We start from the raw sequence: 13,712 nt of genomic DNA, 5'->3' as shown, positions 1-13,712 counted from the left end.
GCGTCTATCAACGCATGCCGCGGGGGTCCGGAGCACCCTTGATAGACGTCCGCTATCGACCGTTCACCAGCGCGTATTGGACGTGTGCCGGGCACCCCGCCCAGTCTCGCTGAGGAGACGGCGCACGCGACCGGGCTCGCAGACGTGGCTCGACAGACCTGGCTCAACGACCCGGCGCCAAGGAGGTGCGGTCATGACCGTTCCGGCCGCAGCACCCGTGCGCGACCCGCAGCGGTACCGGCCGCCGGCGGTCACCGGCCTCGGCGGTCTGCTGGACCGTCAGCTCCGCGAACGCCCGCGCGCCCGCGCGCTGGTCGTCACCGGGGACCGGGTGGAGCTGTCGTACGGTGCGCTCGCCGCCCTCGCCGACGACGTGGCGGGCCGGCTCGGCGGCAGGGGGCTGCGCCGCGGGGACGTGGTCGGCCTGCTGTGCGCCAACACCGTCGAGTTCGTCGTGGCGCTGCTGGCCGGGGCGCGCGCGGGGCTGGTGGTCGCGCCCGTGGACCCCGCGCTGCCGGAGGCCGAGGTGTCCGCCCGGCTGGAGGCGCTCGGGGTGCGGGCGCTGCTGGTCGGTCCGTACGAGGGTGGGGCCGCTCCGGTCGGGCGGGTGCGCGTGCCGGCGTGGACCCTGCGCGTGGCGGTGTCCCGCGCCGGGGCGGTGTCGGCCGCGCTCGACGCCGGTGCGCCCGCGCCCGCGGACGGCCGGGGCGCGGCCCGCGAACTGGCCGACGACGACGCGCTGGTCCTGTTCACGCCGGGCACCACCGGCCGCGCCAAGATGGTTCCACTGACGCACGCCAACGTCGCCGCGTCCGTGCGGAACATCTGCGCCACCTACGAACTGGGGCCCGGTGACGCGACCGTGGCGGTGATGCCCTTCTTCCACGGCCACGGGCTGCTCGCCGCGCTCCTGTCCTCCCTGGCGAGCGGCGGCAGTGTGCTGCTGCCGGCGCGCGGCCGGTTCTCCGCGCACACGTTCTGGGACGACATGCGGGCGGCGGGCGCCACGTGGTTCACCGCCGTCCCCACCATCCACGAGATCCTTCTGGACCGGTCGGCGGTCGACCAGGCGGGCCCGCAGCCGGCGTCGTACCGGCCGCCGCTGAAGTTCGTGCGCAGTTGCAGCGCGCCCCTCAACGCGGCCACCCAGCGGGCGCTGGAGCGCGCGCTGGGTGCGCCGCTGCTGTCGGCGTACGGGATGACGGAGTCCACGCACCAGGCGGCCAGCGAACCGCTGCCGCACCACGGCAAGTTGAAGCACGGCTCGGTCGGCCGCGCGACCGGGGTGGAGCTGCGGGTCGTCGGCCCCGGCGGCCGCCCCTGCCCGGCCGGCGCCGAGGGCGAGGTGTGGGTGCGCGGCGCCACCGTCGCCCGGGGCTACCTCGCCGACCCGGACGGGACGGAGCGCGGCTTCGGCGACGGATGGCTGCGCACGGGCGACCTCGGCACGCTCGACGAGGACGGCTACCTCTTCCTCACCGGGCGCATCAAGAACCTGATCAACCGGGGCGGCGAGAAGATCTCGCCCGAGCGCGTCGAGGACGTCCTGGCGGGCTGTCCCGGGGTCGCCGAGGCCGCCGTGTTCGCCGTGCCCGACGCGACGTACGGTGAGCGCGTCGGCGCGGCCGTGGTCCTGTCGCGGGGCGAGAGCGTCGGGCCCGAGGAGATCCTGCGGTACTGCCGCACCCGGCTGGCGGCCTTCGAGGTGCCCGACCGGCTCGCCGTCGTCGCCTCGCTCCCGCACACCGCCAAGGGCGGGCTCGACCGGCCGGCGGTGCACGCCCTGTACGCGGACCGGCCCCGCGGGCCCGGACTCACCTGACGCGGTGCTCGGCCGGCAGCGGCTCGTCGAAGAACTCGTCCAGCGACAGGCCCGCCGCCGCGGTCATGAACGCCCGGGCCGCGACCGAGCCGGGGGTCGCGGCGTGGATGGCGACCGACACCCGTGCCCTGGCGTCCGGCTCGACCAGGCGGACGGCGCGCATCCTGCCGAGCGGCGGCATCGCCCGCAGCCATGTGTGCGGCACGATGCTCGCGCACGCGCCGGCCCCCACGCTGGCGTACAGGGCCGCGACGGAGTCGGTCTCCACCTGGGGGGTCACCGCGACCCCGCTCTCGGCGAAGGCAGTGTCGATGACCTGCCGGATCCTCATGTCCTGGGTGAGCAGGGCGAGCGGCATCTGGGCGGCGTCCGCCCAGCGCATCGTGTCGGACGGGGACAGCAGCTGGTCGCTGGGCGCGAGCAGCATGTACCGCTCCTCGTACAGCGACATCACCTGGAGGTTCTCGCGGTCGTCGGGGGCGAAGTGGGCGATCGCGGCGTCGAGTTCGAAGGCGAGCAGCTGACGGTGCAGCTCGGTGGTCGACAGCCGGGAGCGCACCTGCACCTTGGCCAGCGGGTGCGCCGCGCAGAACGCGGCGACGGGGAGCACGAGCGTCGTCGACGCCGTGGGCTCCGTGCCCAGCCGCAGGGTGCCGGTGATGCCCGACTGGACGGCGGCCACCTCGGCCTTGAACGCCTCCTGTTCGGCCAGGATGCGCTTGGCCCACACGACGAGGCGTTCGCCTTCCGGGGTGAGGCCCTGGTAGTTGTGGCCGCGGTTGATCAGCGTGACGTTGAGTTCCCGTTCGAGCTTGGCGATCGCCGCCGACAGCGCGGGCTGGGACACGTAGCAGGACTCGGCCGCCCGCGCGAAGTGCCGCTCCCTGGCCACCGCCACGAAGTACTCCAGCTGACGGAACAGCATGAACGACTCCTCTCTGCCTGGGGCCGTGGCCGCGCCGGCGCTTCCTGCTGGAGTCGCAAGGCCGTCAGTGGTGCCTGGTCGACGCCCCGGACGTGGGACACGTCCCCGGGCCGGCCGGGGACGGACACGCCGGATGCGAGGGGCGTCCGGCGCGGCCAGCTTACCGAGCCCGGTGCGGCCGCCCGCACGGCCCGGGCCCCGGCGCGGTCGCACCGGGGTCGCGGGCCGCCGCGCGGCGCCCGGGGTTACGCGGGCGCCGCCTTCTGGGCGGTGTCGTCGATCTCCCAGCCCGCCGCTGCCCGTTGGGCCAGCAGGTCGGTGGCGGCGTGGACGGTGCGCAGGGTGGGTGCCTCGGCGCCGGAGATGTCGGCCATCTCCACCACCGCCGTGACGATGGCGTCGAGTTCCAGCTGCTTGCCGGCCTCCAGGTCCTGGAGCATGGACGTCTTGTGGTGCCCGACGCCCTCCGCGCCGCGCAGCCGCTTCTCGATGGAGATGTCCGGGGTGCTGCCGACCCTGGCGGCGATGTCGAGGGTCTCCTCCATGAGTTGCGTGACCAGCCGCCTGGTGTGCGGGTGCTGGCAGATCTCGACCATCGTCGCCCGGGTCAGGGCGCTGATCGGGTTGAACGCGACGTTGCCCATCAGCTTGATCCAGATGTCGTCGCGCAGGTTCGGCTCCACCGGGCTCTTCAGGCCACCGGCGATCATGGCCTCGCTCAGGGCCGTGCAGCGGTCGGAGACCCCGCCCGCCGGCTCGCCGATGGAGAAGCGGGTGCCCTCCAGGTGCCGGATGACGCCGGGGGCCTCGATGACCGTGGCGGGGTAGACGACGCAGCCGATCGCCCGCTCCGGCGGCAGCACGCGGCTGGTGGCGCCGTCCGGGTCGACGGCCTCGATGCGGCGCCCTTCGTAGGGACCGGGGAGCTTGTGGAAGTACCACCACGGGATGCCGTTCTGGGCGGCCACGACCGCGGTGCTGTCGCCGAACAGGGGGGCGACCAGTGATCCGGAGGTCGGGTAGGCGTGTGCCTTCAGCCCCAGGAAGACGTAGTCCACGGGACCGATCTCGGACGGGTCGTCGGTGGCGTTGGGCCGCGCCACGAAGTCGCCTCGCGGACTGAGGACCCGGACTCCGTCCGCGCGTATGGCCCGCAGATGCTCACCCCGGGCGATCAGGTGGACGTCGGCGCCACCACGGTGCAGTGCCGCGCCCCAGTAGGCGCCGATCGCACCGGCTCCGAGGACTGCAATTCTCACGGCGGCTCCTCTCGATTCGAGCGGGAATGAATACTGTATGCAGTGCTGTCTCGCGATGTACAGTCCCCCTACGGAAAGGCGCACGCGCGAACGCCGGTCGCCGCGGGGCGACGCAGGGCCCCACCGCGGTCCGGCGCCCCGTCGGGTCGGCTCCAACGCCCCACAAGGCGGCACAACTCACACCCCCGGCTGGTTGGCCGGGCACCCAGCGGGGGAAGCCTTCGCCGCACACGCTGTGCCGCGCGCCACCGCGCACCGAGGCCGGCACGCGGTCGCAGCGGAACGCACCGCTGGGCACGTCCGCCGGCGGCTCGTGGTGAAGGCCCACGTCAGAGCGGGTCGGCCGGCACAGGAACAGGAACAGGAACAGGCACAGCACGGCGCACGGCTCAACTGACAACGGCACCGGTCAAGTCAGTCGGAAGGGACGGAACAGGAGAGCGATGTCGGATTCACCACCACAGCAGATCGGTGTCGTCACCGAGTCCACCGCCGGGGAGACCCGCGTGGCGGCCACACCGGACAGTGTCCGCAAGCTCCTGGCCATCGGCTACGAGGTCGTCGTGGAGTCGGAGGCCGGAACGGCCTCGGGCTTCTCCGACGACGCCTACACCGAGGCCGGCGCACGGATCGGCGACGCCTGGCGGGCGGACGTCGTCCTGAAGGTCAACCCGCCCTCGCAGGAGGAGACGGCCAAGCTGCGCGACGGGGCCACCCTCGTCGGGCTGATCGGACCGGGCGTCAACCCCGGCCTGCTGGACGAGCTCGCGCGGCGGCCGATCACCGTCCTGTCGATGGACGCGGTGCCGCGCATCTCACGGGCCCAGTCCATGGACGTCCTCAGCTCGATGGCCAACATCGCCGGGTACCGGGCGGTGATCGAGGCCGCCCATGTCTTCGGGCGCTTCTTCACCGGCCAGGTCACCGCGGCGGGCAAGGTGCCGCCCGCGAAGGTCCTGGTGGCCGGTGCGGGGGTGGCGGGGCTCGCGGCGATCGGCGCGGCCGGCAGCCTGGGCGCCGTGGTGCGGGCCACCGACCCGCGGCCCGAGGTCGCTGACCAAGTGCGCTCGCTGGGCGGTGAGTTCCTCGCCGTGGAGGTCGAGCAGCAGGCGAGCGGCGACGGCTACGCCAAGGCCACGTCCGAGGCGTACGACCGGCGCGCGGCCGAGATCTACCACGAGGAGGCCGCCGACGTGGACATCATCATCACCACCGCGCTGATCCCCGGCCGCCCGGCGCCCCGGCTGATCACGGCCGCGGACGTGGCGGCCATGAAGCCCGGCAGCGTCATCGTGGACATGGCCGCGGCGCAGGGCGGCAACGTCGAGGGCACGGTCAGCGGCAAGGCGATCGTCACCGGCAACGACGTGACGATCATCGGCTACACCGACCTCGCCGGCCGGCTGCCCGCCCAGGCCTCGCAGTTGTACGGGACCAACCTGGTCAACCTGCTCCGGCTCATGACGCCCGGCAAGGACGGGCGGCTGACGGTGGACTTCGACGACGTCGTCCAGCGGTCGGTGACGGTGGTGCGGGACGGCGAGAAGACCTGGCCGCCGCCGCCCGTGCAGGTGTCGGCCGCCGCGCCCGCCCAGCAGGCCGCGGCTCCGGTGACGGCGGCCCCGCAGGCCAAGGAGCCCCGTCTGACCCCGGCCGTCCGCTACGGGCTCGTCGGGCTCGGCATGCTCGCGATGTTCTTCCTCGTCGCGTTCTCCCCCGCGCAGCTCATCGGCAACTTCACGGTGTTCGCGCTCGCCGTGGTCATCGGCTACTACGTGATCGGCAAGGTCCATCACGCCCTGCACACCCCGCTGATGTCGGTCACCAACGCGATCTCCGGGATCGTGGTGGTCGGCGCGCTGCTGCAGATCGGCCACGACGGGGTGCTCGTCGCCGTGCTGTCGCTCGTGGCGATCACGCTGACCACCGTGAACATCTTCGGAGGATTCGCCGTCACCCGCCGCATGCTCGGCATGTTCTCGAAAGGCTGAGGTCCGATGACCGCAACAACGGCCGCACAGGCCGCCGACATCGTCGCCGCACTGCTGTTCATCTTCAGCCTGGCCGGGCTCTCCCAGCACCGCACCTCCCGCGCCGGGGTGGCCTACGGCATCGGCGGGATGGCGCTGGCGCTCGTCGCCACCGTCGTCGTCGCCGCGCGGGACATATCGGCCGGCGCCGTCCTGCTCATCGTGGCCGCCACGGCCGTCGGCGGCGCCGTGGGCCTGTGGCGGGCCCGCAAGGTCGAGATGACGCAGATGCCGGAGCTCATCGCCGTCCTGCACAGCCTCGTCGGCCTGGCCGCGGTGCTGGTCGGCTGGAACAGCTACCTGGAGGTCGAGGCGCACGGCGCGGAGCAGACCCGGATCGCCGCCGACCTGCTGCGGATCCACCACGCCGAGGTGTTCATCGGCATCTTCATCGGCGCGGTGACCTTCACCGGCTCGATCATCGCGTTCCTGAAGCTGTCGGCCCGGATCAAGTCCCGTCCGCTGACGCTGCCGGGGAAGAACGCGCTCAACCTCGGCGCGCTGGCCGTCTTCGTGGGGCTGACGGTCTGGTTCGCGGTCAGCCCGAGCCTGGGGCTGATGATCGCCGTCACGGTCCTGGCGCTCGCACTGGGCTGGCACCTGGTCGCGTCCATCGGCGGCGGCGACATGCCCGTCGTGGTCTCGATGCTGAACAGCTACTCGGGCTGGGCGGCCGCTGCGGCGGGCTTCCTGCTCAACAACAACCTGCTGATCGTCACCGGCGCGCTGGTGGGCTCCTCCGGTGCCTACCTGTCGTACGTGATGTGCAAGGCGATGAACCGGTCCTTCCTCTCGGTGATCGCCGGCGGATTCGGCATCGAGGCGGCGCCGAGCGGTGAGGCCGAGCAGGGCGAGCACCGCGAGACCAGCGCCGAGGAGACCGCGGAGCTGCTGGAGAACGCCACCTCGGTGATCATCACCCCGGGCTACGGGATGGCGGTGGCCCAGGCACAGCACCCGGTGGCGGAGTTGACCCAGGCGCTGCGCGAGCGCGGGGTGCGGGTGCGGTTCGGCGTGCACCCGGTGGCCGGGCGGCTGCCCGGGCACATGAACGTGCTGCTGGCCGAGGCGAAAGTGCCCTACGACGTCGTGCTGGAGATGGACGAGATCAACGACGACTTCACCGACACCTCGGTGGTGCTGGTCATCGGCGCCAACGACACGGTGAACCCGGCGGCGCAGGAGGACCCGTCCAGCCCCATCGCCGGCATGCCGGTGCTGCGGGTCTGGGAGGCCGGGCAGGTCGTCGTCTTCAAGCGGTCCATGTCCTCGGGGTACGCGGGCGTGCAGAACCCGCTGTTCTTCCGCGAGAACAGCCGCATGCTCTTCGGGGACGCGAAGCAGAGCGTGGAGAACATCCTGCGCGCGCTGAGCGCACCGGAGGCCGGGTCCGCGGCGGCGCGGCCGGGCGGCCGTACGGCCGAGCAGCCCACGCACGCCTGACGGGCGCTCCGCACGACGGTGCGGGCGGGGCGGGGAGGCCGTGGCCTCCCCGCCCCGCCCGCAGCGCTGCGCCCTGCCTTGCCCTGCCCCGCGTCAACCGCCTTTCGCTGACGAAGGCTTGGACAAGACTGTACGTAGATTGCATACTAAAACCTGTATCCTGGCTCCGTCACGAACCGCAGTCCGATGAGGGGGCCCATGCGCGACACACGCACCGCCGCAGCCGCCACCGTCCGGATCAACCGGCCGGCGCCGCTGCGCCAGGCCGTCTACGACGCGCTGATCGAACTGATCATCAACGGCACCCTGACACCCGGCCAGCACCTGGTCGAGGCCGAACTCGCCGAACACCTCGGCGTCAGCCGCCAGCCCGTCCGCGAAGCCCTCCAACGCCTCCAGACCGACGGCTGGGTCGACCTCCGCCCCGCACAAGGCGCCTTCGTCCACTCCCCCACCGAGGAAGAGGCCGCCCAACTCCTCAGCGTGCGGGCCGTCCTGGAGACGCACTCCGCCCACGGGGCCGCGCTGCACGCGACCGGGGAGGACGTGGCCAGGCTGTGGGAGCTCCAGGAGGCCGGGATCGCGGCCCTGGCGGCGGACGACGCGCGGGGCATCGTCGAGGCCAACGCCGCCCTGCACGGCTTCATCACCGAGCTGTCCCGCAACAAGGTCCTGGCGGAACTGATCCCGCAGGTCGACCGGCGCGTGCGCTGGTACTACATGCCCATCGCCAAGCCCCGCGGCAAGGATGCCTGGAACGAGCACGCCGCCCTCATCGACGCCATCGCCGAGGGCGACGCGGAACGGGCCGAGGAACTGATGCGCCGTCACACCCAGCGCACCACCGACTTCTACGGCCGGCAGATCGCCGCCGCCGGTGCCCGCAAGGGGTGACGCACAGCCGCCCCATCCCCCCTCTACATCAGGGGAGATGGGGCGGGGCCGGACGAAGCAGGGAGCGCACCCCACCGACCGGCCCCGCTCCCGTGACGCGGACGACCCGGCGCGGAACTGCCGCTGGACCGGGCCGGGCTCCGTTCGCCCGCGCACGTCATGCGGGAGGGGGCGCCGGGGCGGGCGCCCCCTCCGGTACCGGAACGGTCAGCCGCTGCTCGCCTCGGCGGGGGACGGCTGGGCCGCCTGGCCGCCCGCGGTCTCCTGCACGGCGGGCGTGTCCTGTGCGTGCGAGGGCTTCGGCTGGCGCAGGAACAAGGTGATCGCCGCGGACAGGAAGGCGATGCCTCCGGCCAGACTGTAACCACCGGTGTAACCCCAGGCGCTGATCACCGAGGCGGCCAGGCCGCCGCCGAACACACCGCCGAACAGCTTGGCGCTGTAGACCAGGCCGTAGTTCTGCGCGTTGTTGTTCTCACCGAAGTAGTCCGGTACGAGCGCGGCGAACAGCGGGTAGAAGGCACCGCCGCCGAAGCCGTTCACGAACGCGAAGAACAGGAAGAGGGGTTCGTTGTGGGCCTGGCCCGACCACAGGACGCCGAACTGCGCCACGCCCGCGACGACCAGCACCAGCGTCAGCGTCCGCTTGCGGCCCAGGGTGTCGGACAGCCAGCCCACCGCCGCCCGGCCGACGCCGTTGACCACGGCCAGCACACCGGCGGACGAGGCGGCCACCAGCGGCCCGAAACCGAGGCTCTTGGCGAACGGCACCTGGAAGTTGATGCCGAACAGCGACACACCGCCGATGCACACCAGGGCGAACCACATCAGCGGCAGCTGCCCGGTCCTGATCGCCTGCATCGGGGTGAACTGGGCCTTCGCCGGCGGGTTCTTGGCCAGCCGCTTCGCGACGCGAGCGGAGTCCTCGGTCGTGCCCCGGTTCAGCGGGTCCACGTCCTGCGGCCACCAGCTCTTCGGCGGGTCCTTGAAGAACATGCCGCACACGCCCACGACGATCACCATGAACACGGCGATCAGGTCGAGCACCAGCTTGAAGTTCCCGGGGTGGAACCAGTAGCTGAAGACGAAGATGAACGGCAGGGTCCCGTAGGCGAAGCCGCCGTTGACGAACCCGGTGCGGGCGCCCTTGTTGTCGGGGTACCACTTGCCGACCATGTTGATGCAGGTCGCGTAGACCAGACCGGCACCGGTGCCGCCGAGCACGGAGTAGCCGAGGATCACGACGGCGGGGTTGCCGAAGTGGGCGACGGCCGACAGTCCGAGGCCGGAGAGCAGCGCGCCGGCGAGCATGGCCGTCCTGGCCGGCAGGACCCCGGTCTCCCTCAGCCGCCCGGCGGGGAACGCCACGCCGGCCTGGAAGACCGCCCAGATGCTCGCGATCCAGAACGCCTCGGTGAGCGTCCACCCGTGGGCGGTCTCCAGCGTCGACTCCGCGGAGCTGTAGCCGTACTCGAAGACGCTGACACCCATCATCGCGAACCACGGCAGCCAGACCATCCAGGCCCGGGGCCTGCCCAGGATGGACCGGTCGGTCTCGCCGATCCGGTACACGCGGCCGTTCACGTCGGTGACTTCCCGATAGGGAGCAGGAGCCACCTCAGGTATTGCTGACATGTGTGCCTTCCCTTGCGTGAAAAGAACCTGGCGTGCGCTCCCTGGGCCTATCTCTTCTCATGCGGCGGGGTGGTACGGATTCCCATCCCTGCGGCACGCCCGGCACGCGGCCGTGCCGGTGGTACGCCGTCCGTCCGCCGGGGTCCGGGGCGGCATCCCGGGCTTTGCGGCGCATGGTCGGTGGCACATCCATGGACCCCCGCGGCACACGGCAAAGCCGCGCCCGGGCGTCCAGTTCTCGCTGGTCAGCCGGTCGTTGTGCGATGCATTACATACTGGAGATTGCATACGGTATGGATCCGCGGAAGCGTGTGTCCAGAGGATGTCGGGAAGATTGACTACCGCATTACCATCGGCGCCCACCCATGGACGGCCAACGGCCCGCTCACTCCCGGGGATTCGGGCGGCGGACCTGCACAATCACGCGCGCACGGCCGCACGCGGGCGTGCGGACCCGTGGCAGGGGGCCGAATTGACGGTCGATCAGAGTTAACGGGCGGACCGCGCGGCGAAACCCGCTCGACCCGGGGACCTTGTTGCCGGGACCCTCTGCGCATGGAGTTTCTCTGCTACCACCGCGACCGGTCCGGATCCCTGGCGCTGCGCGACGCGCTGCTGGAGGACCACTGGTCCTACATGGACCAGTGGTCGAAGGAGATGATCGCCCGCGGACCGACGCTCGCCGACGACCTCGACACACCCACCGGGAGCGTGCACATCCTCGACCTGCCCGACGCGGCCGCCGCCCGGGCGTTCGCCTTCGACGAGCCGAACTACCAGGCCGGCGTCTACCGGGACGTGCTGCTGCGACGGTGGCGCAACCTGCTGGGGCGCACCATGTGGGAGTTCCCCGGCGGCAGGACCGGTGGCAGCCGGTACCTGGTGCTCGGCCTCGGCGCGGGAGAGGCCGCCGACCTCACCCCGCCGCCCGGCCGGGACGACGACCTGATCGCCTACGGGCCGCTGCTGTCCGACGACGGCAGCGCCTGGCTCGGCACGGCGGCCCTGCTGCGGGCACCGGACCCGGGGACGGCACGCGCCGTCCTGACCCCGGACCGGTACGCCTCGATCGAGGTGCACCCCTGGCAGTTCGGCGGTCGCCCGTCGTGATTCGGGGCGGCCGGGCCTGAGCCCGGCGGCCCGAGCCGGGTCGTCACGGGCCCTCACGCACGGCAACTCCCCCCGGCCTTCGGGCCGGGGGGAGTTGCCGCTTCGGCCGAGCAGCCCGCTCACGCCGACAACGCCGAGCACGAGGGCGGCTCTCCGCCGTGCGGGACCCGCCTTCCGGGCCGCCGGGCCTGAGCCCGGCGGCTCAGTTCGCGGAGGTGCGGCGGCCGGCCTGGCCTCCGCGGCCGCCCTGGCCACCGCGGCGGCCACCCGTACCGCCCTGCCCGTCGCCGGAGGCCGTACGGCGGGCGGTGCCGTTCGTCGTGCCGGAGCCGGTGCGGCGGTCGCGGCCCCGGGGGGTCCCGCCGCCCGTGGGGGCCGATCCGGTCGCGGCACCGCGGGTTCCCGCCCTGCGGCGGTCCCCGCCCTGCCCGCCGGTGCCCGTGCCAGTGCCGGTCGCGGCGGCGCCGCCGCCACTGCGGCGCCGGCGGCTGGGCCGCTTGCCGGGCTCGGTGCGCGGGGCCGGGGCGGCCGGCTCGGGGACCTCGATGGTGACGGCCACGCCGGACGGCTCGCGCGCGCCGGTGATGGTGGTCAGCGCCGCGTCGGACGAGGTGATGCGGGCCGTCCGGGGGCGGATGCCCGCGTCCGACATGAGCCGGGTGACGTCCCGCTTCTGCTCGGGCAGCACGAGCGTGACCACGCTGCCGGAACCGCCGGCGCGGGCCGTGCGGCCGCCGCGGTGCAGGTAGTCCTTGTGGTCGGTGGGCGGATCGACGTTCACGACGAGGTCGAGGTCGTCCACGTGTATGCCGCGCGCCGCGACGTTCGTGGCGACCAGCGCGGTGACCAGGCCGGTCTTGAACTGCTCCAGGGTGCGGTTGCGCTGCGGCTGGGAGCGGCCGCCGTGCAGGGCCGCCGCGCGGACGCCGACGGACAGCAGCCGCTTGGCGAGGCGGTCGGCGGCCCGCTTGGTGTCGAGGAAGAGGATGACCCGGCCGTCGCGTGCCGCGATGCGCGTGGTGACGGCCTTCTTGTCGGTCTCGTCCAGGACGTGGAGCACGTGGTGCTCCATGGTGGTCACCGCGCCCGCGGACGGGTCGACGGAGTGCACCACGGGGTCGGTCAGGAACCGCTGCACCAGGCGGTCGATGTTGCCGTCCAGGGTGGCCGAGAAGAGCATGCGCTGGCCGTCGGGGCGTACGCGCTCGATCAGCTTGGTGATCTGCGGCATGAAGCCCATATCGGTCATCTGGTCGGCTTCGTCCAGCACGGTGATGCGCACGTCGCCGAGCAGGCAGGCGCCCTGGTCCACGAGGTCGTTGAGCCGGCCCGGGGTGGCCACGAGGACCTCGACGCCGCGGCGCAGCGTGGCGGCCTGCCGGGTCATGGACAGCCCGCCGACCACCGTGGTCAGCCGCAGGTTCACGGCCGTCGCGTACGGGGTCAGGGCGTCCGCCACCTGCTGGGCGAGCTCGCGGGTGGGCACCAGCACCAGGGCGAGGGGCGCCTTGGGCTCCGCGCGCAGTCCCGCCGTGCGGGCCAGGAGCGCCAGCCCGAAGGCGAGGGTCTTGCCGGAGCCGGTCCGCCCGCGGCCCAGGAGGTCCCGGCCGGCCAGCGAGTTCGGCAGCGTGGCGGCCTGGATGGGGAAGGGGTCGGTGACGCCCTGCGCGGTGAGGGTCTTCAGCAGCCCCGCGGGCATGTCGAGGGCGGCGAAGTCCTCGACGGGGGGAAGGGCGGGGGTGGTGCTTTCCGGCAGCCGGAACTCCCGCGGCGCCGACGCTGCGGACGATGCGGACGGCGACGTGCGCCGGACCGGCTTCTGGGGCCTGCGGGACATGCGGTTACTGCCTTCCTGGAACCAGCGCAAAACGGGGTCCGCACCAGACGGTGCGGACCCCGGTGAGCAGATACGCGTCAGGCGATCAGGCGGGGACGATGTTCTCCGCCTGCGGGCCCTTCTGGCCCTGGGTGACGTCGAACGAGACCCGCTGGCCCTCCTGGAGCTCACGGAAGCCCTGGGTCGCGATGTTCGAGTAGTGGGCGAAGACGTCAGGGCCGCCGCCGTCCTGCTCGATGAAGCCGAAACCCTTTTCGGCGTTGAACCACTTCACGGTTCCCTGTGCCATGACTTTTCTCCCTCAGTAGGCAGAGGCCCCATCCGGAGATGCCGGAGAACAAATAATGCGCCTGAAGGAGAAGTCACTCCCACCAGGCGCATAAAGATCCTTGGGTACCACAACTGCAACTACGGCAACCCTAGCACAGGACGCCCGCCGGCCCCGCCGCAGCTCGGGGGCGGCCGCCTGTGAGTCCGCCCACAGCCGGTTCCCGGACGGCGGAGGGGGCCTCCTCCGCCGTCCGGGAACCGGTCCCGCACCAGGTCAGCGCATGAGCCGCACCGCGGCCACCACCAAGGGGTCCAGGCCGTCCGCCCCGGCGTCGACGTACGCGAAGAGCCGGGCACGCATGCGCGGGTCCCAGAACCTGCCGATGTGGCCCGCGACGGCCTCGGCGGCCCGCTCCCCGGGCAGGTGCACAAGGTTCGCGGCGATGTCGTTCGCCATTCTCCGTTCCGACGGCACTCCCGCGGCCAT

The 13,712-nt window shown here is 72.5% G+C and carries 11 protein-coding genes; 5 read left to right on the top strand and 6 right to left on the bottom strand.

Annotated elements, in window-relative coordinates; all coding sequences use genetic code 11:
* Window positions 1-193: 193 nt before the first annotated feature.
* Window positions 194-1,822 (top strand): FadD7 family fatty acid--CoA ligase, encoded by a 1,629-nt coding sequence (locus ACIP64_RS13020; RefSeq protein WP_401584924.1) that lies wholly within the window; start codon window positions 194-196, stop codon window positions 1,820-1,822.
* Here the strand turns inward: ACIP64_RS13020 and ACIP64_RS13015 are convergent.
* Both ACIP64_RS13015 and ACIP64_RS13010 read right to left on the bottom strand, forming a co-directional pair.
* The gene (locus ACIP64_RS13015) at window positions 1,815-2,747 is read right to left on the bottom strand and encodes a LysR family transcriptional regulator (protein WP_401584921.1); all 933 of its coding nucleotides are present in this window, start codon (window positions 2,745-2,747) and stop codon (window positions 1,815-1,817) included. The genes ACIP64_RS13020 and ACIP64_RS13015 overlap by 8 nt on opposite strands.
* Before the next feature lie 245 nt (window positions 2,748-2,992).
* Window positions 2,993-4,006, bottom strand: a complete 1,014-nt coding sequence (locus ACIP64_RS13010; protein ID WP_401584919.1) for a 2-dehydropantoate 2-reductase — start codon at window positions 4,004-4,006, stop codon at window positions 2,993-2,995.
* Between the two features lie 443 nt (window positions 4,007-4,449).
* On the opposite strand from ACIP64_RS13010, the gene ACIP64_RS13005 reads away from it, so the two are divergent.
* The 3 genes from ACIP64_RS13005 to ACIP64_RS12995 all read left to right on the top strand — a co-directional run bounded on the left by ACIP64_RS13005 (window position 4,450) and on the right by ACIP64_RS12995 (window position 8,373).
* Complete coding sequence (locus ACIP64_RS13005; RefSeq protein ID WP_401584916.1) at window positions 4,450-5,997, top strand: Re/Si-specific NAD(P)(+) transhydrogenase subunit alpha; 1,548 nt, start codon at window positions 4,450-4,452, stop codon at window positions 5,995-5,997.
* Window positions 5,998-6,003: 6 nt separating this feature from the next.
* Window positions 6,004-7,479: a Re/Si-specific NAD(P)(+) transhydrogenase subunit beta gene (pntB, locus tag ACIP64_RS13000; RefSeq protein WP_401584913.1), complete on the top strand. Its 1,476-nt coding sequence runs from the start codon at window positions 6,004-6,006 to the stop codon at window positions 7,477-7,479.
* Window positions 7,480-7,677: 198 nt separating this feature from the next.
* Window positions 7,678-8,373: a GntR family transcriptional regulator gene (locus ACIP64_RS12995; protein WP_401584911.1), complete on the top strand. Its 696-nt coding sequence runs from the start codon at window positions 7,678-7,680 to the stop codon at window positions 8,371-8,373.
* Between the two features lie 207 nt (window positions 8,374-8,580).
* Here ACIP64_RS12995 and ACIP64_RS12990 read toward each other — a convergent pair whose 3' ends face one another.
* Entirely contained in the window at window positions 8,581-10,008 is a 1,428-nt protein-coding gene (locus ACIP64_RS12990; RefSeq protein ID WP_401584908.1) for an OFA family MFS transporter, read from the bottom strand.
* 555 nt (window positions 10,009-10,563) lie between these two features.
* On the opposite strand from ACIP64_RS12990, the gene ACIP64_RS12985 reads away from it, so the two are divergent.
* A complete protein-coding gene (locus ACIP64_RS12985) occupies window positions 10,564-11,118 on the top strand; it encodes a YciI family protein (RefSeq protein ID WP_401584906.1) in 555 nt (184 codons plus the stop codon).
* 202 nt (window positions 11,119-11,320) lie between these two features.
* On the opposite strand, the gene ACIP64_RS12980 is transcribed toward ACIP64_RS12985, so the two are convergent.
* From ACIP64_RS12980 to ACIP64_RS12970, 3 genes are all read right to left on the bottom strand, one after another.
* A complete protein-coding gene (locus ACIP64_RS12980) occupies window positions 11,321-12,955 on the bottom strand; it encodes a DEAD/DEAH box helicase (protein WP_401584903.1) in 1,635 nt (544 codons plus the stop codon).
* A gap of 85 nt (window positions 12,956-13,040) precedes the next feature.
* Window positions 13,041-13,244 (bottom strand): cold-shock protein, encoded by a 204-nt coding sequence (locus ACIP64_RS12975; protein ID WP_030069301.1) that lies wholly within the window; start codon window positions 13,242-13,244, stop codon window positions 13,041-13,043.
* 255 nt (window positions 13,245-13,499) lie between these two features.
* Complete coding sequence (locus ACIP64_RS12970; RefSeq protein WP_360898909.1) at window positions 13,500-13,682, bottom strand: formate dehydrogenase subunit delta; 183 nt, start codon at window positions 13,680-13,682, stop codon at window positions 13,500-13,502.
* Window positions 13,683-13,712: the final 30 nt, after the last annotated feature.

This window comes from Streptomyces sp. NPDC088733 (assembly GCF_044751185.1).
Lineage (GTDB): Bacteria > Actinomycetota > Actinomycetes > Streptomycetales > Streptomycetaceae > Actinacidiphila.
Note: the sequence above shows the minus strand (reverse complement) of the source record. Positions and strands in the feature narration are given on the sequence as shown.

Coding starts and splice junctions, on each gene's coding strand:
- pntB (WP_401584913.1), top strand. CDS start 6,004: ATGACCGCAACAACGGCCGCACAGGCCGCCGACATCGTCGCCGCACTG.
- ACIP64_RS13015 (WP_401584921.1), bottom strand. CDS start 2,747: ATGCTGTTCCGTCAGCTGGAGTACTTCGTGGCGGTGGCCAGGGAGCGG.
- ACIP64_RS12970 (WP_360898909.1), bottom strand. CDS start 13,682: ATGGCGAACGACATCGCCGCGAACCTTGTGCACCTGCCCGGGGAGCGG.
- ACIP64_RS12980 (WP_401584903.1), bottom strand. CDS start 12,955: ATGTCCCGCAGGCCCCAGAAGCCGGTCCGGCGCACGTCGCCGTCCGCA.
- ACIP64_RS12995 (WP_401584911.1), top strand. CDS start 7,678: ATGCGCGACACACGCACCGCCGCAGCCGCCACCGTCCGGATCAACCGG.
- ACIP64_RS12990 (WP_401584908.1), bottom strand. CDS start 10,008: ATGTCAGCAATACCTGAGGTGGCTCCTGCTCCCTATCGGGAAGTCACC.
- ACIP64_RS12975 (WP_030069301.1), bottom strand. CDS start 13,244: ATGGCACAGGGAACCGTGAAGTGGTTCAACGCCGAAAAGGGTTTCGGC.
- ACIP64_RS13005 (WP_401584916.1), top strand. CDS start 4,450: ATGTCGGATTCACCACCACAGCAGATCGGTGTCGTCACCGAGTCCACC.
- ACIP64_RS13020 (WP_401584924.1), top strand. CDS start 194: ATGACCGTTCCGGCCGCAGCACCCGTGCGCGACCCGCAGCGGTACCGG.
- ACIP64_RS12985 (WP_401584906.1), top strand. CDS start 10,564: ATGGAGTTTCTCTGCTACCACCGCGACCGGTCCGGATCCCTGGCGCTG.